Below are 21,254 nucleotides of genomic sequence, written 5' to 3'. Positions count from 1 at the left end.
AGGCCGATGAGATCTGCTGGGTGCAGTTCGATCAGTCATGCTCTTAGTTCATGGCTTGGGTGGCCACAATTAAGAGGATACTTGATCACCGTTCAATTTTCTTGATCACTGTTCAAGAAAGTAGCTATACGACGAAAAACTGCTCGTAAATCAAACCCAGAGCGAGGCCGATCATGATGATTCCGGAGCTGAAGGTCACCATGCGGGCGGCCACGGGCCTGGAGCGAAGCAGGACCCGGGCGGCCTTGGCCACGGAGAAGTACACGGCGATCGATACCACGAAGTGCCCGAGGCCGAGAATGGCCGTTTGCACTGTCATCGGCATGGGCTGCGCGCTATCGAGGAACTGGGGGATCAGTGCAACATAAAGAAGCAAGGCCTTGGGGTTGGTGCCGCTGGTGAGCAGACCCTTGAAGAACGGGGCGCGCCATGCGCCGGCGGACTTCACCTCGGTCGGGGCCTTTTGCAGCAGGGCAACCGAAGCCGACGCCTGCGGGGCGTCCGGTGTAGGGTCGGTGGCGACTTCCTGGAGTCCCGGGCCGGCGGAACCGTCATAGAACTTGGCTTTCTTCCAGCTGCGCAACGTCGAGATGCCAAGCCAGAGCAGGTAGAGCGAACCGGCCATGGTCAGGCCCATCAAGAGATTGGGGGAGCTTGCCACCAGGGCGGCCATGCCGCAGACCAGAAGTGCGGTGTGGAACAGGTATCCGGAGAGCAGGCCCCAGACTGCCGGGCGGTAGCTGGTCTTTCCCAGCGCGGAGGAGATGATGTAGGCCCAGTCGGCGCCAGGGGTGCAGGCAAGGGTAATTGAAACCAGCAAAAAACCCGTCAGCTGACTGATTTCCATTGTTCCTCCAGTGTGTATCTGATGACCTGGGAACAACGTTAGGAGAAAAAACGGGAAATGTGCTTGCCGAATCTTTGCCTTGACGGACCAAATGAGCAATATAAATCATTCTTACTCAGAACTTAAGCAAAATATTTGTGCAGTACTATCAAGCTATGGATAAATTGGATCGCGCCATCATCGCTGAACTGCAGCAGGACGGGCGAATGAGCGCCACTGCTGTTGCCGCCCGCGTCGGACTATCGGTTGCGCCATGTCACCGACGGATGCGCGAGCTGGAACGGTCCGGTGTGATCACCGGATACCAAGCCGTGGTCGATCCGAGGCAACTGGGGCTCGGATTCGAGGCGCTGGTGTTCGTCACGCTCAGGGACCGTTCGCATTTGAAGGAATTCGAGGCAGCCGTCGAATCGGAGGAGCTCATCGTGGAGGCGCAGCGCCTGTTCGGCGAACCCGACTTCCTGCTGCGGGTATTCGCCAAGGATCTGCCGCACTACCAGCGGGTCTATGACGAGGTGCTGGTGAACTTGCCGGCGGTTGAAAAGTTGACCAGCACCATTGTCATGCGAAACATCAAGGGCAGGGCGGTCCTGCCGGTCTAGCCGACACTCGTAATCTTTGCCGGCACGCGGGTTACGCGTGGTGTCAGCAGCAAGGACATCAACATGACCCCGAAAGCGATCCACAGGGCTTCCGGCAGGCCGGTATGATCGACGGCGAATCCGATCAGTGGTGGGCCGGAAAGCATCGCGCCGTATCCGAAGGCGCTGATGATGCTTACAGCGTTGGGGCCAAGTCTGCTGCCCTGCGAGGCGGCGATGGTCATGCCCACCGGGAAGCCCAATGAACTTCCCAGGCCCCACATGACCGCTGCGATTCCAAGGACGATAGGGCCGTGGCCGATCAGGAATATGCAGATGCCGGCCAACCCTATCGAGCCCATGAGCAGCAGGGTGCGCCGTGGTCCGACGCTGTCCACGATCTTGCCACCAGCAAACCGTCCGGCCGTCATGGCTGCCACGAAAAGGGTGAACATGAGCGCGCCGGTGTGATGGGGCAAGCCATGGCCATTGACGGTTGCCAGAGCAATCCAGTCATTGGCCGCGCCTTCGGCGAAGCTTAGGCCGGCCACCATGAGCCCGAGCAAGAGCAGCAGGCCCAACTTTTGGTTCGACGCGGTATTGCTCCTGTTCGACGGTTTGGATCGAGTTCCGTAGTTTTCTTGTTCCCAGCCAACTAGCCCCACCTGTGCCAGAACGGCGATAGCCACCAGCATGGCGGCGACAATCGAGAAATGCCAGATGGTCAGCATCCGGAGGCTAATTGTTGCCGTCGCGATCCCCGCGCCGAGTAGCGTTCCGAGACTGAAGAATCCATGGAATATCGGCATGAGGCTGCGCCCTTGATGCCGTTCAACACGAGCGCCGCTGACATTCATCATGATATCCAGGCATCCGAAAAATATCCCATTAATAAAAAGGAAGATAAACGCAGTTATTGGTGTGCGCGTAATTGAAATTGAAATACCAAGGGCGACAAGGCACGCAGCGAGTAGAATTGGGAAGTAGAAAAGTAGTTTTCGAGTATTTATTTTTCTACTAATTATCGGAATTATCGAAATGCCCAATAGGGTTCCCGCGGTCATGCACAGCAGGAATGAACCGAACGTCAGGCCCGAAAAATTGAAGACCTCATCAATGACGGTCAGGCGACCGGCCCACGATGCGAAAGAGATGCCAGCAGCTAGAAAAATGAGATTAATGCTAGTCCGCTCGGTGAGAACTCTCCGAGAAGCTGTGCTGGTGGCCTGTGTCATTTACCCTTTCGCCCTTCAACGTGAAACTGCTTAAAAGTTTATCTCATTCCGCGTTAGTTTCCTTGCGTGATGCCCTCGTTAGAGCGATTTTCAGTGTCGGTGTTGCGCTTGCTCGTATGCCATTCACAGAATCGGATAATGCGCCCGCCTCAGCCTGATTGGTCCAGTCGAGATTAGATCCTCGGGCTCTGTAATTATTGCCCAAGTCAAACAAATGCAAGGCTGGTGTGATTTGCCGATGCCACGTAGGCTCTGAGCATTATCTGAAGCTCTTCCAACGAAGCGGGGATATGGTAGTGGGAGCCAAGGCACTGAAAACTGATGTGGTGATCATCGGATCCGGGTTGTCTGGACTGGTTGCGGCGGCCGAGGTCATAGACGCCGGGCTGCACGTAACAGTCCTGGACCAGGAAAACTCGAACAATCTCGGCGGGCAGGCATATTGGTCATTTGGCGGGCTGTTTATCGTTGACTCGCCCGAGCAACGGCACCTCCGTGTCAAGGACTCCTTCGAGCTTGCTTGGAGCGACTGGCGGGACAGCGCACAGTTTGATCGGCTGGAAGATCAAGACGCCTGGGCTGTGAAGTGGGCCAAGGCCTATGTTGAATTCGCCGCTGAGGAAAAACGCTCGTGGATTCGCGAACAGGGCATCAAGCTGACTCCGGTTGTCGGCTGGGCCGAGCGGGGTAGCGGCGCCGCGGGAAGCCACGGGAACTCCGTTCCACGCTTCCACATTTCATGGGGAACGGGTACTGGCGTTAGCGGCCCCTTCGCAGAGAAAGTTCTTCAAGCGCACCGGGACGGCAAAGCAGATCTCCGCTTCAGGCATCGGGTGACCGAACTCGTCGTGACTGATGGGACCGTCACCGGGGTGCGCGGCAGCGTCCTGGAGCCGGATGCCAGTGCCCGTGGCGTCAGATCCTCTCGGGTCGTCGAAAGCGAGTTCGAGATCCATTCGCAGGCAGTGGTCGTGGCCACCGGCGGGATCGGGGGCAACCATGATTTGGTCAGGAAATACTGGCCGGACCGCCTTGGCAACGCGCCAGCCCACATGATTTCGGGGGTGCCTGCGTACGTTGATGGTAGCGGACTGGAACTTGGCGAAGCTGCGGGGGCAAACGTCGTGAACCGCGATCGTATGTGGCATTACACCGAAGGAATCAGAAACTGGGACCCGATTTGGCCACTGCATGGCATCCGGATACTCCCGGGTCCCACATCAATGTGGTTCGATGCAAACGGCAACCGCCTGCCTGCGCCCGGTCTGCCGGGGCACGACACCATCGGTACCCTCCGTCATCTGAGAACCGATCCGAGCTCTTCCGCGTTTGACCATTCGTGGTTCGTCTTGAACCAGCGGATCATCGAGAAAGAATTCGCGCTCTCCGGCTCCGAGCAGAATCCGGACCTCACCAACCATGATCGCAAGGCAGTGGTCAAAGACCGGCTTTTCGGCAAAGGCGCCCCGGCTCCCGTCGCGGCGTTCCTGGAGCATGGGGCGGATTTCGTGTCATCCGATACTCTCGAAGGCCTGGTCGCGAAAATGAACGCGATTGCGCCAGAGGCACAGTTGGACACGGAACTCCTGCGCCGGCAAATAGAATCACGAGATCTCCAAGTGGAGAACGCCTTCAGCAAGGACTCGCAGATGCAAAGCATCCGGAATGCGCGCAGGTATCTGGGCGACAGGCTCATGCGCGTCGTCGCGCCGCATCGGATCCTCGACCCTGCCGCCGGGCCGCTGATCGCCGTGAAGTTGCATGTGCTGACCCGCAAGTCGCTTGGCGGATTGCAAACCGACCTCTCGGGGCGTGTGCTGTCTCCGGAAGGCAGGCTTCTGAATGGACTCTACGCCGTGGGGGAAGCCTCAGGCTTCGGCGGCGGGGGTATGCACGGATACAACGCTCTTGAGGGAACTTTTCTGGGCGGTTGTCTCTTCACCGGTCGCCAAGCAGGTCGAGCCATTTGCTCGCAGGTCATCTAACGGTGGAGAAAGCGCGGTCCGCAGCACGCCCTCGCGCTGGCTCACAATGCCAGTCGCGATCGATCAGCCCGGTTCAGGGACCGCCTGCAGTGACAAGAGCCTTGTCAATGTTGGCATCCGGGGATTGCGGCGGACTGGACTAGAGGTTTCTGACCGAAGAAAAGAACCGCCGTGCACCTGTTTGACCAAGTGAACGGCGGTTCCTGTTTTGCGCCCCCGGCGGGATTCGAACCCACGACCTAGAGATTAGAAGGCTCTTGCTCTATCCAGCTGAGCTACGGAGGCAGAACCCAAAATAGTTTAGCCTATGGTTCGCATGGAACGCGATTCGAAACGGATAGGGTGGGATTGGCAGTGGTTTTACAGTTGCTGATTAGGCGAGGTTAACGTGCAGCGATGGAAAATCGGGAGAGTTCAAGGAACTGTGCTGTTCTGTCTCTTGAGCATGATTCTTGCGTGGATCGTCGCCATGCCGCTATGGCTTGGCGGGGGACTTGCCCATCCATCATTCAGGTGGATCGCGCTGGCGATGATGATCACTCCGAGCATTGCGGCTGTTATCGTAGCGTCCCTCGAAGGGAAGCTCGGTAAATTTTTTGAGCACGTCGGCATGTGGCCAGTGCGCCGTCCTTGGCGGTTCATCACCGCCATGCTGCTCGGAATACTGATTCCGGTGTTCTTGATCCTTCAGGCGGTCTTCGTCGGGTCCTGGCTCGGCGTCTTTCCCGGGGATCTGCAGAACTTCACGATCTTGAAAATCGTTTCAGGCGAGGATGGTATCGGCCACTACCTCGCAGATCAGGGTGGTTTGATCCTTGTTGCGGGACTGATGAACCTGCTTCCTGCTCTGGGTGAAGAAGTCGGTTGGCGTGGCTGGTTGTGGCCCCGCCTGCAGCCGATGGGCCAACTTCCCGCCATTCTGATTTCCGGAATCGTGTGGGGAATTTGGCATGCACCACTAATCCTTCTCGGCTACAACTACCCGTTGGCCGACGGAGCATGGGGCGTAGTGTCCATGTGTGGAATGTGCGTTGTGGTGGGCGCATTCTTCGCCTGGTTGCGGACCTTCTCCCAGTCGGTCTGGCCTGCCGCCCTCGCCCACGCGATCTTCAACGCCAGTGCGGGACTCGTATCGCTATTCATGGTGATGGGCGTAATCCTTGATACGCAAAAGGCCTCGATCCTCGGATGGTCCGGGTGGATCCTTCCTGCAATTCTGATTGCTGTCATGCTGTCCGTCCGCGCCTTCGGCGAACCGGCAACACCGCGATTATCCACAGATCGTCCGATTCGGTCCTGAATAAAAGGAGCATGGCTGAACATGGAGTGGAAGCCGGCATTCGCTGGTTCCACGTTCAAAGGAGAACAGGCCATGACCGATTTGATGACCATCCGGGGGATTGTCGGTACGGAACCGCAATTGAGCATTACCCCGAAGGGACTCGCGGTACTCAAGTTCCGTGTTGCGACTCATGAACGCAAACGCGACGGCGAAACCGGGCAGTGGGTCGATGGCGCAACCAGCTGGTTTTCCATCTCGGCATTTCGCGCCCTGGCAGAAAACGCGATGGAGTCGATTGCCCAAGGAGACCATTTGGTGATCTTCGGAAAACTGCAGATTCGACAGTTTGACCGGCCCGACGGCACCCGGGGGATGAGCGCCGACCTCGAGGCATATTCGCTGGGCCATGATCTCAGGTTCGGCACGTCGCTATTCACCAAGGTTCGCAGTGACGGCGGCGAAGCCGAACGCGTGACGCACACCTCGGCCGCGGGGAATTCTCGATCTTCGGACGAAGTGCGGGGAGAGAACATGTGGGCCAGCGAGGACACCGACGCGGCCTGAAACCCGCAAAACCTTCGGTGCCCGGGCGGACTTTGTGAATCCGGGCACCGTGAGAGGAAGATTCTGCCCCATGGATTGGGTTTTGGAGCCTGCGACAGACTAGCCTTAAGGGTATGGCGGAATTCATTTATACGATGACCAAGGCTCGCAAGGCCGTTGGTGACAAAGTCATTCTTGACGATGTCAGCATGTCGTTCTATCCGGGCGCCAAAATTGGTGTCGTGGGCCCTAACGGTGCTGGTAAGTCAACAATCCTGAAGATCATGGCGGGGATTGATACCCCGTCGAACGGTGAGGCTCGACTCTCACCAGGCTACTCGGTCGGCATCCTCCTGCAGGAACCGCCGCTGAACGAAGAAAAGACTGTCCTGGGCAACGTCCAGGAAGGCGTTGGCGAGATCTACGAAAAGATCCAGCGCTTCAACGAAATCTCCGAAGAAATGGCCCAAGACGGCGCCGACTTCGATGCCCTGCTGGAAGAGATGGGCAAGCTGCAGGAAGCGATTGACGCTGCCGACGCTTGGGACATCGACAACCAGCTTGAACAGGCCATGGATGCCCTGCGCTGCCCGCCGGGCGACGAAATGGTCACCCACCTCTCCGGTGGTGAGCGCCGTCGTGTAGCACTGTGCAAGCTGCTTCTGCAGAAGCCGGACCTGCTGCTGCTCGATGAGCCCACCAACCACTTGGACGCCGAGTCGGTCCTGTGGCTGGAGCAGCACCTGTCGGCCTACCCGGGCGCCGTACTGGCCGTGACCCACGACCGTTACTTCCTCGATCACGTCGCCGAATGGATCTGTGAAGTCGACCGCGGTCGTCTGCACCCATACGAGGGCAACTACTCCACCTACCTGGAGAAGAAGCGCGAACGCATGGAGGTCCAGGGCAAGAAGGACCAGAAGCTGGCAAAGCGCCTGGCCGAGGAACTCGAATGGGTTCGCTCCAACGCCAAGGGACGCCAGACCAAGTCCAAGGCCCGTCTGGCACGTTACGAGGAAATGGCAGCCGAAGCCGAGCGCACCCGCAAGCTTGACTTCGAAGAGATTCAGATCCCGCCAGGCCCGCGCCTGGGCCAGGTCGTTATCGAGGCCACGGACCTGAAGAAGGGCTTCGGCGACCGCGTCCTCATCGACGGCCTATCGTTCTCGCTGCCGCGCAACGGCATCGTTGGCGTTATCGGTCCGAACGGCGTCGGTAAGTCGACCTTGTTCAAGACCATCGTGGGCATGGAGCAGCTGGACGGCGGCAACCTGAAGGTCGGCGAAACCGTCAAGATCTCCTACGTTGACCAGAACCGCGAAAACATCGATCCGAACAAGAGCCTGTGGGAAGTTGTTTCGGACGGACTGGACTACATCCAGGTCGGCCAGGTCGAAATGCCTTCGCGCGCCTATGTTTCGGCGTTCGGCTTCAAGGGCCCGGACCAGCAGAAGAAGGCAGGTGTGCTCTCCGGTGGTGAGCGCAACCGCCTGAACCTGGCACTGACCCTCAAGCAGGGCGGCAACCTGTTGCTGCTCGATGAGCCTACCAACGACCTCGACGTTGAAACGCTGTCCTCGCTGGAAAACGCGCTTCTGGAGTTCCCGGGCTGTGCAGTGGTCGTCTCCCACGACCGTTGGTTCCTGGACCGCGTGGCCACCCACATCCTGGCCTACGAGGGCACCGAAGAGAACCCGTCGAACTGGTACTGGTTCGAGGGCAACTTCGAGTCCTACGAGGCCAACAAGATTGAGCGCCTGGGCCCGGATGCAGCGAAGCCGCACCGCGTCACCCACCGCCGCTTGACCCGCGACTAAAGATTCCGGGTAAGGGAAAAGCCGCCACGAAAGTGGCGGCTTTTTTCGTACCCCGGCGCGGGCTCCTGTGAGCGCCTAGGTGTTTGGCGAGGCGGCCATGAGCCCGGACAGCCGGAGGTACTGGCGGTCTTGGTGGAGCAGGTGCTGCTGGTGGGTGCCGTGCAGGATCTCGTGGACCTCGGCGGCGATCAGCCGGGAACCGCCGATGCTGATCGAGGAGTGGAGGCTCGCGCGAAGCGCCACCGGAGCATGCGGGAAATACGGTTCACCGGTGGGCAGGAACTGGAATCCCTGTTCCTCGGTGAAGCGGGGAGCTCCCGGCTTGGCAAAGTTCGTTGCCAGTTCGTGATGGTCTTCGCCCAGCAGGTGGATCATGAAGCTCGATGCGGACAAGACCGCTCCTGCGGCTCCGGACTCCTTGGTCAGGGAAAAGGACACAGCGACGGGTTCAATGGACAGCGAGGCCAGCGATGACACCGTCAGGCCGTAGGGAATGCCGTCGACCGCAGCGGTGATGAGCGCGACGCCGGCGGGGTGATGACGGAATGCGGTACGGAAATCATCAGACAAAGTCGACATATTCACTGATCCTTCTGCTGGGCTGTATGGGGCAGTCCAGTGTTGGTCAGGGCCGATGCCGGCCCTGAATCTAAACCATCTATACGCCCCACACTAAGACTTCAAGTAAACTTGAGGTCAAGCGGAGGTGTGGTGATCATGGACACAATGAGCGGCAAAGAGCTGCCTCGCGAGATGCCCGGGCAGGAACTGCTGAGCATCGGCTCGGTGAGCGAGCGAACCGGGGTCGCCCGTTCGGCCCTGCACTATTACGAAGACGTGGGACTCATTGCGTCGCTTCGGTCGGCGGGCAACCAGCGCCGGTATCCGCGGCACATGTTGCGGCGTATCTCGCTGATCACCGTTGGCAGCAAGCTGGGTATTCCGTTGAGTGACATCAAGCGAGCGCTTGAACCGGTGCCGATGAACACCATGCCCTCCGAAGCCGACTGGCTACGGGCGACAGCCGAATGGAAACGGGTCCTGGAAGCACGCCGAAGGGCCATCGAGGAACTCGAAGACCGCTTGATGGGCTGCATCGGCTGCGGCTGCCTCTCAATGCAGGCCTGCACGTTGCTGAACCCGGACGACGCGCTGGCCCAGGAAGGCTCGGGCGCGCGCCGCCTGGAAGCCGCCGACGACGAGGACTTGCGCCCAACCTGACCCGGCCCGCCGCTGGGCTCGCTACAGCGAGTCCTCCGGCAGCCTGACCATTCCTTCCTGAGCCACCGTCGCCACGAGCGTTCCCTCTCGGTTGAAGAACTGCCCGGTCCCCAGCCCGCGGGCCGATGAGGCCGACGGCGAATGCAAGACGTACAGCAGCCATTCATCGGCGCGGAAATCCCGGTGCCACCACATTGCATGGTCCAGGCTTGCGACGCTCAAGCCCGGGTGGACCCAGGTCTTGCCGTGGGCGCGGAGCACCGGTTCCAGCAGCATGTAGTCGCTGGCGTAGGCCAGGGCGGCGCGATGCAGCGCCGGGTCGTCGGGCAGCTTGGCGGTGGTGCGCAGCCAGACGACGGCCTCGGGGGACTTCTCGAACTTGTGCGGAAGGTAGATGGCGTCGGTGACATGCCGGACGTCGAACGGCCTCTGGTAGGCCCACTCGCGGGCCACCGGGTGGTCGATGTGCCCGATCAGCTCGGCCGTGGTCGGCAGCGTCTCGGGGTCCGGGGCCGAGATCGGCAGCGGATCGTGGTGCTCGATGCCCTGGGCCGGTTCCTGGAACGAGGTGATCATCGACAGGATCGGCTCGCCGTTCTGGTAGGCGTGCACACGCCGTGCCGAGAACGAGCGTCCGTCGCGCAGGCGCTGGACGCCGAAGGTGATGTTCTGGGTGGGGTCCCCGGGGCGCAGGAAATAGCCGTGAAGCGAATGCACAGCGCGGCTGGGTTCGACCGTGCGCGTTGCCGCGACGACGGACTGCGCCAGCACCTGGCCGCCGAAGACGCGCCCCAAGGTGTGCGACGGCGTATGTCCGACGAAGATGTCCTCGTCGGTTCGCGCATGGTCATCGCCATCCAGATTGAGCAGATCCAGCAGCATTTGTGTTGTGCCTAGTTCTTCGGACACGATCTCGACTCCTTCAGGTACATAATGCGGAGGAAGGGCAACGCCGTGTACCGCAAAGTAACATGACGTCTTCCATCCACAGTCTCATCGTCCAACTATACGTTTCATGGCAGTTCATGACGCCATTAGCGGAAGCTGGGATTTGCCGAACGTGAGTCGTGAGACCATGAATGCATGGCAAGCAGCGCATTAGTTTTTGACGACAATACCTCCGTGGCGGATCTGGCGAACTTCATCAGCCGCGCCAAAACTGTGGAAGACGATGCGGCGCTGCTCATGGCCCGGGGTGCCGCGCTGGCAGTCTACGTCCCGGTACTGGTTCCCGCAGACCTGGGCCAGGGCGAATACACGATCCTCGCCATGCGGGTGCACCGGTTGGCCCAGCCGGCGGAGCTGACGCGCAGCTACTCCCTGGCTTCGATGCAGGACCGCCTGGCCCGCATGACGGACGGCTCCGTCGAGTTCTCGCTTCCTCCGGTGCAGGAGAACCCCCGCTGGGCCGGGATCTCGGTACCGGTTTCGGGATGGATCGATAGCGGCGCCATCGCCGACGACGTGCTGCGCAGCGCGGCCCAAACGGGTATCGATGCCGTGGCCAAGGCCCTTCCCGAGAATCCCGGAAAGCCAGTGGTCGCCCAGATCCGCCAGCGGATCTGGTCATCGCCGATTGCCGGTGCCGAGCACGAGCTTCCCATGGGGGCAGCCTTCGCGATGCAGGCCCTGGGATTCCTGGCACCGGGAAGCGAAAGCCGGGTCTTCCGCAACGGGAGCTGGGTGCGGATCAGCAACGGCCGCGGGCACGTGGTGCTGCGCAGGTCCTCGCTGCTGGGCTAGGCGGCAGCGCGGGGCGTTAAGCGAACCATGGGCTGGAACTCCTTCGGGGGAGTTCCAGCCCATTCGCTCTCTGCGGCAGGCTACATGGTGTCCGGGGTGTTCTGCAGCGAGTGCGCGGCGCGCTCGAAGTAGTCGCGCAGCGTCTCGGCCTGGAGCATCGGAAGCTCGAGCTGGTCGATGGCCTTGTTCATGTGCCCCAGCCAGACGTCGCGGTAGTGCGAGTTGATCGGGTAGTTGTGGTGGCGCATGCGCAGGCGCGGGTGGCCTCGATGCTCGGAGAAGGTCGTGGGGCCGCCCCAGTACTGCTCCAGGAACAACTGCAGGCGCACCTGGGCCGGGTGCAGGTCTTGCTCGGGGTACATCCGGCGGAAGTCCTCGTCCTCGGCCACGGAGGCGTAGAAGTTCTTGGTCAGCTGGGCGAAAACCGGTCGGCCGCCGACTTCCTCGTAGAAGGTTCCTGCGTACTGCGAGATATCCACCGGCTCCTGCGCCAGGTCGAGGAATTCCTGCGAGGATTTCCCCATCACCAATGGGTTGCTCATGGGGTCGCGTCGGGCGACCTGCGGAAGGAACTGTGGTTCGCTCATTGGCTAAGTCCTCGGGTATCTGTCGGTTGGAAGGTGACTGGCTCGTGCAGGACCGGGAAATTCACGGACCGCGCGATAAAACAAACCTTGTTGGCCTCGTGGTGCAGCGAGTCGGCCAGTTCCCGCTGGGACTCGTCGGCGAGTTCCACGCGGGGATGCAGCACCACCTGGGTGAATTCTCCGCTGTTGTCGCGGTTCAGGCGTAGGGTGCCGGTTGACTGGTCGCTGTAGCCGGTGACCACGACGCCGTGGGTCACCGCCACATGCAGGTAGGAGAGCATGTGGCATTGGGTCAGCGCCGCCAGCAGCAGCTGCTCGGGATTCCACCGGTCCTTGTCGCCATGGAAAGTGGGGTCGGCGGTCCCGGGAAGATCGGGCAGGCCCGGCGCCCGGACGATGTGGTCCCGGCCGTAGCTGTGGTATCCCTCGGTGCCGGACCCGCGGTTGCCGGTCCAGTCGATGCTCACCTGGTATCGGTGCTGCGAGAGGTCCATGACCCCATTCTCCCACCCTTTAAACGAAACGTGGTGTGCCTTCACGCACACGGCGCGTGGCACACCACGGGATCGTTATGGGCTAGGCCTGCGCGTCAGCGGCGCGGGCGGCCAAGGCGCGCTCCACGTCTGCCTTGGACTCCACCAGCAGTCGGCGCATGGCCGGGTGCTTCTGGCCGAGCGAGGCCAGGAAGCTGTCGGTCTGCGCCAGCGTCTGCTCGGAGACGTTCGAGCCGGGGTAGAAGCCCAGCACGATCTGCTTGGCCATTTCATGGGAGAAAGACTCCCACGTGGTGACCAGCAGGTCGAAGTACTGCTGCGCATATCCGGAAATCAGCTCGGAGTCGTGGGTGGTGTTGAAGCCTGCGATGACCGCGCTCTGCTGGTCGTTGGACAAATCCCCGCTGGTTGCGGCCGCGAACGCGGCGGCCTTGGCTTCCGCAGTGGGGCGCGCGGCGCGGGCGGTGTGCCAGGAGGCCTTGCCCTTGGCGGTGTCGTCGGCGGCGAGCACCGCGTCCAGCCCCGCGTCGTCCATGCGGCCGCCGGCGGACAGCGCGATGGCCAGCGCCCAGCGCAGATCGGTATCGACGGCTAGCCCGTCGAGCGCGGTGGAGCCGTCGAACAGCGCCTGCACCGTATCCAGCTGCGCGGCGGTGCGCGAGCGGTGGGCGAAGGCCTTGGCGAACTGCAGCTGCGCGTCGGATCCGGCTTCGGCCTCGGTGGCCAGCTCCCACAGCCGGTCGGCGGCGTGGATGCCGAGCTCCTGGCTGTGCTCTGCGGCCACGAAGGAATCCAGCGAGGTGTTCAGCTGGCGCAGCAGCACCATGATCACCGTCGAATCGACCTCGTGGCCGATGTTGTTCAGCAGCAGCTGGACGTAGGTGCGGGCCGGGGACTCCGCTTCGCGGACCGCATCCCAGGCGGCGGACCAGACCAGCGTGCGCGGCAGCGACTGCGCGAAGTCCTTCAGGTGCTCGGTCGCGGTGGCCAGCGAACGCTCGTCCAGGCGGATCTTGGTGTAGGTCAGGTCGTCGTCGTTCAGCAGCACCAGATCCGGGCGCGCCAGGCCGACCAGCGCCGGCACCTCGGTGAGCTCGCCGTCGATGTCCAGCTCCTCGCGGTGCACACGCTGCAACTTGCCCCCGGCGTCCAGCGAGTAGAAGCCCACGGCCAGGCGGTGCTGGCGCAGGGTCGGGTAGTCCGCGGCGGCGCTCTGGTGGATGGCGAAGTCGGTGATCACGCCGTTCTCATCCTCGGAGATCTGGGCGGTCAAGGTGTTCACGCCGGCGGTCTCCAGCCAGGATCCGCCCCAGTGGCTCAGGTCGCGGCCGCTGGCCGCTTCCAGCTCGCGCAGCAGGTCGGGCAGCTCGGTATTGCCCCAGGCATGCTTCGCAAAGTACTCGCGCACGCCGGCCATGAACTCCTCCTGGCCCACGAAGGCCACCAGCTGGCGGAGCACCGAGGCGCCCTTGGCGTAGGTGATGCCGTCGAAGTTGACCTCGACGTCTTCCAGGTCGTTGATCGGGGCCACGATCGGGTGGGTGGAGGGCAGCTGGTCCTGGCGGTAGGCCCAGTTCTTCTCCAGTGTGTTGAAGGTGGTCCAGGCGCTGGTGAACTCGGTGTTCTGCGCGGCGGCCAGCGTGGACATGAACTCGGCGAAGGATTCATTGAGCCACAGGTCGTTCCACCATTTCATGGTGACCAGGTCGCCGAACCACATGTGGGCCAGCTCGTGCAAGATGGTGATGGCGCGGCGTTCAACCATGGCGCCGGTGGGCCGGGAGCGGAAGACGTACTCTTCCAGGAAGGTCACCGCGCCCGCGTTCTCCATCGCTCCGGCGTTGAACTCAGGCACGAACAGCTGGTCGTACTTTTCGAACGGGTACGGGGTACCGAAGTTCTTCTCGTAGAATTCGAAGCCCTGGCGGGTGATGGTCACGATGTTCTCGACATCCAGGTACTCCATCAGCGAAGCGCGGGCGAACACGCCGAGTTCCACGGTGCGGCCGCTGGAGGAGACCAGCGAGTCGCGGGTCACCTGGTAGGGGCCGGCGATCAGCGCGGTGATGTAGCAGGAGATGCGCTGGGTCGGCGCGAAGTCCCAGGTTGCGGCCTCGCCCTTCTCGACCGGTTGCGGGGTCGGGGCGTTGGAGACGACGTTCCAGTACTTCGGCGCGGTCACCGAGAACTGGAAGGTGGCCTTCAAATCCGGCTGCTCGAAAACGGCGAACATGCGGCGGCAGTCGGCGACCTCGAACTGGGTGTAGAGGTAGACCTCCTGATCCACCGGGTCCACGAAGCGGTGCAGGCCTTCGCCGGTGTTCATGTACAACGCATCCGCGTCGATCACCAGGACGTTCTCAGCGGCCAGATTCGGCAACTGGATGCGGATGCCGTCGGCCACCTCGGCCGGGTCCAGCTCGACGCCGTTCAGGTTCACCGAACGCACGGTGTCGGTCACGGCGTCGATGAAGCTCGCGGCTCCCGGGGTCGCGGTGAATCGCACGGTGGTCTGCGAGGTGAACACGCGCTCGCCGCGGGTCAGGTCGAGATTCACCTCGTAGGACTCGACGTTGATCACGCTGGCGCGTTCGGCGGCCTCGGCGCGCGTGAGGTTCATTCCTGGCATGGGGGCTCCAATTTCTCGTGAGGCATCACCTCACCCGAAGTTCTGAAATGGATATTGAATATCTATGCCTATTGTGTCACCCGCCACCCGCCCCTCCGCAACCCCCGGGCCGGGGGAATCCGTATATTTCGCGTGTTTTTTCGGCGTCACCATTCTTAGTTCCCCGAATCGGGCGGTGACTTCACACAATTACCCGGAGCGCGACGCAATGCCTGCGGCGCGCGTGTTGGTCGCTAAGCTAGAAAAGACAGCAACAACCGTCCACAATGAATGAGGCTCCACACGATGCGCGTGCATATCGCCACCGACCATGCCGGTCTTGAACTCAGCGACTACTTGGTCAAGCACCTGACCGCTAAGGGCTACGAGATGGTCAACCATGGACCGAAGGCCTATGACGCGGAAGACGACTACCCGGCCTTCTGCATCAACGCGGCCAAGGCAGTGGTCGCCGACCAGCGTGCCGGCGTCGAAGCGCTGGGCATCGTGCTGGGCGGTTCGGGCAACGGCGAGCAGATCGCCGCCAACAAGGTCGAGGGCATCCGCGCCGCACTGGCCTGGAACCTGGACACCGCCAAGCTGGCCCGCGAGCACAACGACGCCAACGTGATCGCCGTGGGCGGCCGCCAGCACACTGTGGAGGAAGCCGCCGAACTGATCGAGGCATTCCTGGCCGAGCCGTTCAGCGAAGCCGAGCGCCACGTTCGCCGCATCGGCAAGATCGCGACCTATGAAACCACCGGCGAGGTCATCGACTAGCCGTGCCCGAAGGACACTCCCTTCACCGTCTGGCCCGCCAATTCGACGACGTATTCGGCGGCCAGACGGTCCACGTTTCTTCCCCGCAGGGCCGCTTCGCCGTCGACGCGCAGCGCATCGACGGGTGCGAACTTGAATACGCGTTCGCCAAGGGCAAGCAGCTGTTCTGCCATTTCTCCAACGACCTGTACCTGCGGGTGCACCTGGGTCTCTACGGAGCCTTCAGCTTCGGCGGAGACAGCTACTTCACCGGCGCGTCATCCATCGGCGCCCCGCGGAAGATCGGTGAACGCGAAACCGCTTCGCCGCAGGACGCGGGGGAGTACTCCGGTCCGCCGGCTCCCGTGGGCGCCGTGCGCGCACGCATCGTGTCCGAGCACGGCTGGGCGGACTTGCGCGGCCCAACAGCCTGCGAGGTGCTGGACCACGAACAGGTGCAGGCCCAGTTGGCCAAATTGGGGCCGGACCCGTTGGTCGGTGCCGCCGTCAGGTTCCGGGCGGCCAAGGGCCAGGCGGATGCCGCCGAGGCGGACGCACGGCTGGATGAGTCCTACACGCTGTTCCGCGCGAACCTGTTGCGCACCAAGTCGCCGATCGGCATCGTGCTGATGAACCAAAACCTCATCAGCGGCGTCGGAAATATCTACCGCGCGGAAACGCTGTTCCGCAACCGGATTTCTCCCGATCTTCCGGCCAACGAGCTTTCGACCCGGGCCGCCAAGAAACTGTGGAACGACATCGTGGCGACGATGGAGGACGGCGTGCGCGACGGGAAGATCATCACGACCCGCCCCGAAGACCGTGATTCCGAAGGACTTCTCTGGCCGGATAATGCCTACTACGTTTACCAGCGCCAAGGGATGGGATGCAGGAAATGCACCGCGACGATCTCCCTCGCTGAGGTCGCCGCCAGGAAACTGTACTGGTGCCCCAAATGCCAGCGCCTGCCGCGCAAGCGCGCCGGTAAATAAGCATGCGCTGCGCCGGGAATTCGGATTTATTCTTTTAGATTCAAATTCCCGGCGTGTACTGTCTTTTCTGGGTGGCGCTCCGTGCTAGGCGAATGCACCCAAGTCGGAGACTGGTTTCCCGATTTGCAATGCCCAAGTTTTATGGTCTAGACTAGAACTTGTTCGAAGCGAAGTAGCTTCGAAATGGGGATGTAGCTTAATGGTAAAGCCTTAGTCTTCCAAACTAATGACGCGAGTTCGATTCTCGTCATCCCCTCCAGAGAAACCCCGCTCCGGCGGGGTTTTCGTTTATCCGGTAAGTGTCGCCCGTTGCTGGCCCTCGCTGGAATCCGAATCGCTGGCCATCTGCCTTCCCAGGACTTTCGCGGTAGGGCATCGGATTTCTGCGCTGGAACCCACGCGCATTGATTCGGCCTGACCGGCAAGGGGACTTCGATCTTGCCTGGCATCGAGAAAACCTGCGTCGCCCGCAAAATCTGGCCGAGGGCGATGATGATGCCAGGGTCGCGTGCCCAGAAATCCGATTCCGCGAGCAGCACGATGTCATGCCACGAGAAGTACGGCACTGCAAGATGCATGCTGCCTGGTCCGCTGGCAGTGAACTGCACCGGAACGCGGACCCAGTGGCCGCAGGGCGTCATGGGAGAGTCCGCGGCGGTGGCTGGCGCTTGGGCTGCCGCCTGTTGGGTTCAAGGCTGCCGCCTGTTGGGTTCAAGGCTGCCGCCTGTTGGGTTCAAGGGGGAAGGCTTGCCTGAATGCGGGAAGACCCGATGTTCGCGGAGCCGCTGGCGCCGGGAACGGCCCCAGCCGCTGAGGTGTGCCGGTCAACTTTCCTGCGCTGGTTCCCGTTGTTTCCAGCCCCTACGCCCCGACGGGAAGTTTTAGCGTCGAGAATTCCGCGTCTTTTCGCCCGTTGATGCGTCGATGGCTACGGCTTATGGTGTCGCCCTCCCGGGGCTCGCGAATAATAAATCTCCTGTTACTCAACTCACGTCGGGGTGGAATATGCGTCAAAATCGAAGGTAATTCTCGGAAATTCCCCGGAAACACGCGGTTTCCCGGCGGTGCTGGGAGAGGGATCCTGATTTTGCATTTACCCCGAACCCGTGTATCTTTATTTCTTGTGGTCAGGCGCGGATAAACAAATCCAAACCTGAATTCACAAAGAGTTGGTTCAAGTGAGAAGCGATTTTCACAAGAATTCAACGGGGTGTAGCTCAGCTTGGCTAGAGCGCGCGCTTTGGGAGCGTGAGGTCGCAGGTTCGAATCCTGTCACCCCGACTCATGAACTAAGGATTCCGGTCTGGATGTACATGAAACTTGAGAGCTAAATATTATTTAGATCTTGTGATCTTCGGATGCTAGTGAAATAGACCCGAACTGCATCACAAACGATTAGTGGATACAGGAAAACGTCGGTTAGACTGATCACTGCTAATCGGGGTGTAGCTCAGCTTGGCTAGAGCGCGCGCTTTGGGAGCGTGAGGTCGCAGGTTCGAATCCTGTCACCCCGACTCTGTCGAACAACCCCGCAACGCCACCATGTTGCGGGGTTTTTTGCAGATTAGACCTAATTATTACAACTCAGGAGTACAACGCTGTGAAGAGCGCCGTCGAAAACGTCAACCCGACCCGGGTTAAGCTGACCGTTGAAGTTCCTTACGCAGAGCTGAAGCCCCGCGTCGATGAGGCGTACAAGACTATCGCTCAGCAGATCCAGATCCCAGGCTTCCGCAAGGGCAAGGTTCCTTCCCGCCTGATCGATCAGCGCGTTGGCCGGGGCTACGTCATCGAGACCGCGGTGAACGAGGGTCTGAACGAGTACTACCAGGCCGCCATGGTCGAGAACGAGCTCACCCCGCTGTCGCGCCCAGAGGTCGACATCACCGAGCTGCCTTCGATCGAGAAGGAAGGCGAAGGCCAGCTGGTCTTCACCCTGGAAGTTGACATCCGCCCGACTGTCGAGCTGCCTGACTACAAGGGCATCGAGGTTTCCGTTGAGGCCAAGGAAGTTTCCGACGAGGACATCGAGAAGGCTCTTGACGACCTGCGCGGCCGCTTCGGCACCCTGAAGGACGTCGAGGCTCCAGCAGCTGCCGATTCCTTCGTCACCATCGACCTGACCGCTTCGGTCGAGGGCGAAGAGGTCGACTCGGCTCAGGGCCTGTCCTACCAGATCGGCTCGGGCAACATGCTCGAGGGCATGGACGAGGCCATCACCGGCCTGTCCGCTGGCGAAGACGCAACCTTCGAGACCGAGCTGGCTGGCGGCGAGTACGCCGGCAAGCCTGCCACCGTCAAGGTTGTCGTGACCGCTGTGAAGCAGCGCGAACTGCCAGAAGCCAACGATGATTTCGCACAGCTGGCTTCCGAGTTCGACACCATCGCCGAGTTGCGCGAGGACCTGAGCAAGTCCGCCGCCGAAGGCAAGATCGTCGAGCAGGGCGTTGAGGCCCGCGAGCTGGTCCTGGACAAGCTGCTGGAACTGGTTGAGGTTCCGGTGCCTGAGTCGGTTATCAACGAGCAGATCGAGCAGCACTTCGACCAGCCGAACGCCGAGGACGACCACGACACCGAAGAGCACCGTGCGGAAGTTCGCGAGAACACCGAGCGTGCCTTCAAGAACGAAATCATCCTGGACGCAGTTGCCAACGCCGAAGAGGTTGGCGTGGAGCAGTCCGAGCTGATCGACTACATCGTGCAGACCGCAGGCCAGTACGGCATGGAGCCGAACCAGTTCGCTCAGATGCTGGACGGCGCAGGCCAGGTTCCAATGCTGCTGGGCGAGGTTCGCCGCCGCAAGGCACTGGCAAAGGTCCTGGAGTACGCAACGGTCACCGACTCGAACGGTGCAGCTGTGGATCTGAGCTCCTTCGTGAAACCAGCTGGCGAGGACGAAGCAGCAGAGGCTGAGGCCGAGTCCGAGGCAACCGAAGCCAAGTAGTCTTCACCCAAATCATTGATGGCCGTCGGCCAGCATGTGCAAACACGCTGGTTGACGGCCATTTTTGTTCGCTTCAGGCGTGCAGCATGCGCCGTGAGCGAAACAGGGGCATGAATCGCCCCATCGAGGACTTGAAGTAAGTAATCTGCAAGTAAACCAGTTGCAGCTTTGGGATTCGGACTTTGGATCCCAGAATCTGATCTACACGTTTGGAAGAGGTAGAGAACATGTCAAATGATTCGCGCACTCCCACCATGGCTACCGTTGACCCGGCAGGCCGTGAGGATTACATTTACAACCGCCTCCTCAAGGAGCGCATCATCTGGCTGGGCTCCGAGGTCCGCGACGACAATGCGAACGCCATCTGCTCGCAGCTGCTGCTGCTCTCGGCGGAGGACCCTGAGAAGGACATCTACCTGTACATCAACTCGCCAGGCGGCTCCATCACCGCGGGCATGGCGATCTACGACACCATGCAGTACATCCCGAACGACGTGGTGACCGTGGCCACCGGCCTGGCGGCCTCCATGGGCCAGTTCCTGCTGTCCTCCGGCACCCCGGGCAAGCGCTTCGCCACCCCGAACGCCCGCATCCTGATGCACCAGCCATCGGGCGGCATCGGCGGCACTGCCTCGGACATCAAGATCCAGGCTGAGCTGATCATGCACATGAAGAAGGTCATGAGCGAGCTGACCGCCGAGCAGACCGGCCAGACCGTGGAGCAGATCCTCATCGACAACCAGCGCGACAAGTGGTTCACCGCCGAGGACGGGCTGGCCTACGGCTTCTTCGACAAGATCGCCAAGCACGCCGGTTCCGTCACCGGTGGCGGCGGAGTCGAATCCTAAGCGCCGCACCCACTTGCTTGAATCACACAGACTTGTCCTAGGAGAACACCATGCACTTCAATCCTGAAGCCACCAGCGGCCAGATGCCTTCGGCCCGCTACATCCTGCCGCAGTTCGAAGAGCGTACCCCATACGGCTTCAAGCGCCAGGACCCGTACGCCAAGCTGTTCGAAGACCGCATCATCTTCCTCGGCGCCCAGGTCGACGACGCCTCCGCGGATGACGTGATGGCCCAGCTGCTCGTCCTGGAATCGATGGACCCGGAGCGCGATGTCACCCTGTACATCAACTCCCCGGGCGGTTCGTTCACCGCGATGACCGCGATCTACGACACCATCCAGTTCATCCGCCCAGAGGTGCAGACCGTCTGCCTCGGCCAGGCCGCCTCGGCCGCGGCCGTGCTGCTGGCCGCCGGCACCCCGGGCAAGCGCCTGGCCCTGCCGAACGCCCGCGTGCTGATCCACCAGCCTGCCATGGGCGGCGGGGAGCGCGGCACCGCGACCGACCTGCAGATCCAGGCCGAAGAAGTCATGCGCATGCGCTCCTGGCTGGAGACCACCATCGCATCGCACTCGGGCCAGACCGTGGAGAAGGTCCGCGACGATGTGGAGCGCGACCTGTTCATGACGGCAGAAGAAGCGAAGGCCTACGGCATCGTGGACGAGGTCCTGACCCCGCGCAAGATCAACCGCGCGATGCTGGGGCACTAGTCCGAGCCGGGAATAATTGTTGAATACTGGCGGTTTACCTGAAATGTGGCTTTCACTC

Annotated in this window: 19 protein-coding genes and 4 tRNA genes; 15 read left to right on the top strand and 8 right to left on the bottom strand. The window is 61.4% G+C overall.

The features are described 5' to 3' along the window. Positions 1–124: 124 nt before the first annotated feature. Complete coding sequence (locus RF641_RS08430; protein ID WP_047119319.1) at positions 125–847, bottom strand: LysE family translocator; 723 nt, start codon at positions 845–847, stop codon at positions 125–127. Positions 848–1,002: 155 nt separating this feature from the next. On the opposite strand from RF641_RS08430, the gene RF641_RS08425 reads away from it, so the two are divergent. Further along, positions 1,003–1,449 (top strand): Lrp/AsnC family transcriptional regulator, encoded by a 447-nt coding sequence (locus RF641_RS08425; RefSeq protein ID WP_047119318.1) that lies wholly within the window; start codon positions 1,003–1,005, stop codon positions 1,447–1,449. Here RF641_RS08425 and RF641_RS08420 read toward each other — a convergent pair. Further along, entirely contained in the window at positions 1,446–2,663 is a 1,218-nt protein-coding gene (locus tag RF641_RS08420) for an MFS transporter (RefSeq protein WP_113606374.1), read from the bottom strand. The two genes, RF641_RS08425 and RF641_RS08420, sit on opposite strands and share 4 nt — an antisense overlap. 296 nt (positions 2,664–2,959) lie before the next feature. On the opposite strand from RF641_RS08420, the gene RF641_RS08415 reads away from it, so the two are divergent. Then, the gene (locus tag RF641_RS08415; RefSeq protein ID WP_424572965.1) at positions 2,960–4,648 is read left to right on the top strand and encodes an FAD-binding dehydrogenase; all 1,689 of its coding nucleotides are present in this window, start codon (positions 2,960–2,962) and stop codon (positions 4,646–4,648) included. A 211-nt stretch (positions 4,649–4,859) separates the two neighbouring features. On the opposite strand, the gene RF641_RS08410 is transcribed toward RF641_RS08415, so the two are convergent. Beyond that, positions 4,860–4,933 (bottom strand) — tRNA-Arg (locus RF641_RS08410). A gap of 160 nt (positions 4,934–5,093) precedes the next feature. Between RF641_RS08410 and RF641_RS08405 the strand changes: the two genes are divergently transcribed. The 3 genes from RF641_RS08405 to ettA all read left to right on the top strand — a co-directional run bounded on the left by RF641_RS08405 (position 5,094) and on the right by ettA (position 8,290). After that, positions 5,094–5,948 (top strand): CPBP family intramembrane glutamic endopeptidase, encoded by an 855-nt coding sequence (locus tag RF641_RS08405; protein WP_424572964.1) that lies wholly within the window; start codon positions 5,094–5,096, stop codon positions 5,946–5,948. 72 nt (positions 5,949–6,020) lie between these two features. Continuing rightward, a complete protein-coding gene (locus tag RF641_RS08400; RefSeq protein ID WP_160309084.1) occupies positions 6,021–6,494 on the top strand; it encodes a single-stranded DNA-binding protein in 474 nt (157 codons plus the stop codon). Between the two features lie 113 nt (positions 6,495–6,607). Next, on the top strand, positions 6,608–8,290 hold the full coding sequence (gene ettA, locus RF641_RS08395; RefSeq protein WP_053798281.1) for an energy-dependent translational throttle protein EttA: 1,683 nt from the start codon (positions 6,608–6,610) through the stop codon (positions 8,288–8,290). A gap of 75 nt (positions 8,291–8,365) precedes the next feature. Here the strand turns inward: ettA and RF641_RS08390 are convergent, their stop codons facing one another. After that, positions 8,366–8,869, bottom strand: coding sequence for a flavin reductase family protein (locus tag RF641_RS08390; protein ID WP_424572963.1), 504 nt, complete (start codon positions 8,867–8,869; stop codon positions 8,366–8,368). Between the two features lie 147 nt (positions 8,870–9,016). On the opposite strand from RF641_RS08390, the gene soxR reads away from it, so the two are divergent. Next, the gene (gene soxR / locus RF641_RS08385; RefSeq protein ID WP_424572962.1) at positions 9,017–9,511 is read left to right on the top strand and encodes a redox-sensitive transcriptional activator SoxR; all 495 of its coding nucleotides are present in this window, start codon (positions 9,017–9,019) and stop codon (positions 9,509–9,511) included. A 21-nt stretch (positions 9,512–9,532) separates the two neighbouring features. On the opposite strand, the gene RF641_RS08380 is transcribed toward soxR, so the two are convergent. Continuing rightward, positions 9,533–10,420, bottom strand: coding sequence for an acyl-CoA thioesterase (locus RF641_RS08380; RefSeq protein ID WP_424572961.1), 888 nt, complete (start codon positions 10,418–10,420; stop codon positions 9,533–9,535). A gap of 174 nt (positions 10,421–10,594) precedes the next feature. Here RF641_RS08380 and RF641_RS08375 point away from each other — a divergent pair, with 174 nt between their 5' ends. After that, positions 10,595–11,254, top strand: coding sequence for a hypothetical protein (locus tag RF641_RS08375; protein ID WP_113606371.1), 660 nt, complete (start codon positions 10,595–10,597; stop codon positions 11,252–11,254). Positions 11,255–11,334: 80 nt separating this feature from the next. On the opposite strand, the gene RF641_RS08370 is transcribed toward RF641_RS08375, so the two are convergent. The 3 genes from RF641_RS08370 to pepN form a co-directional block, all read right to left on the bottom strand. After that, complete coding sequence (locus RF641_RS08370; RefSeq protein WP_082123915.1) at positions 11,335–11,841, bottom strand: globin; 507 nt, start codon at positions 11,839–11,841, stop codon at positions 11,335–11,337. Further along, on the bottom strand, positions 11,838–12,335 hold the full coding sequence (locus tag RF641_RS08365; protein WP_424572960.1) for an OsmC family protein: 498 nt from the start codon (positions 12,333–12,335) through the stop codon (positions 11,838–11,840). The genes RF641_RS08370 and RF641_RS08365 overlap by 4 nt, the downstream gene beginning before the upstream one ends. 82 nt (positions 12,336–12,417) lie before the next feature. Further along, positions 12,418–14,964 (bottom strand): aminopeptidase N, encoded by a 2,547-nt coding sequence (pepN, locus tag RF641_RS08360; protein ID WP_424572959.1) that lies wholly within the window; start codon positions 14,962–14,964, stop codon positions 12,418–12,420. Between the two features lie 285 nt (positions 14,965–15,249). On the opposite strand from pepN, the gene RF641_RS08355 reads away from it, so the two are divergent. The 8 genes from RF641_RS08355 (at position 15,250) to RF641_RS08320 (ending at position 21,196) form a co-directional block, all read left to right on the top strand. Continuing rightward, on the top strand, positions 15,250–15,723 hold the full coding sequence (locus RF641_RS08355; RefSeq protein ID WP_047119309.1) for a ribose-5-phosphate isomerase: 474 nt from the start codon (positions 15,250–15,252) through the stop codon (positions 15,721–15,723). A gap of 2 nt (positions 15,724–15,725) precedes the next feature. Next, entirely contained in the window at positions 15,726–16,694 is a 969-nt protein-coding gene (locus RF641_RS08350; RefSeq protein ID WP_047119308.1) for an Fpg/Nei family DNA glycosylase, read from the top strand. A 185-nt stretch (positions 16,695–16,879) separates the two neighbouring features. Continuing rightward, a tRNA-Gly gene (locus RF641_RS08345) sits at positions 16,880–16,953 on the top strand. Positions 16,954–17,900: 947 nt separating this feature from the next. After that, a tRNA-Pro gene (locus RF641_RS08340) sits at positions 17,901–17,975 on the top strand. 158 nt (positions 17,976–18,133) lie between these two features. Beyond that, a tRNA-Pro gene (locus tag RF641_RS08335) sits at positions 18,134–18,208 on the top strand. A gap of 86 nt (positions 18,209–18,294) precedes the next feature. Next, a complete protein-coding gene (tig, locus tag RF641_RS08330) occupies positions 18,295–19,638 on the top strand; it encodes a trigger factor (RefSeq protein WP_047119307.1) in 1,344 nt (447 codons plus the stop codon). 254 nt (positions 19,639–19,892) lie between these two features. Continuing rightward, entirely contained in the window at positions 19,893–20,486 is a 594-nt protein-coding gene (locus RF641_RS08325) for an ATP-dependent Clp protease proteolytic subunit (RefSeq protein ID WP_047120760.1), read from the top strand. A gap of 50 nt (positions 20,487–20,536) precedes the next feature. Beyond that, entirely contained in the window at positions 20,537–21,196 is a 660-nt protein-coding gene (locus tag RF641_RS08320; RefSeq protein WP_047119306.1) for an ATP-dependent Clp protease proteolytic subunit, read from the top strand. Positions 21,197–21,254: the final 58 nt, after the last annotated feature.

Origin of the sequence: Arthrobacter sp. 'calajunan', assembly GCF_046940185.1 — a bacterium.
In the GTDB taxonomy this organism is placed as follows: Bacteria; Actinomycetota; Actinomycetes; order Actinomycetales; family Micrococcaceae; genus Glutamicibacter; species Glutamicibacter soli.
This window is presented reverse-complemented; position numbering and strand designations above follow the sequence as displayed.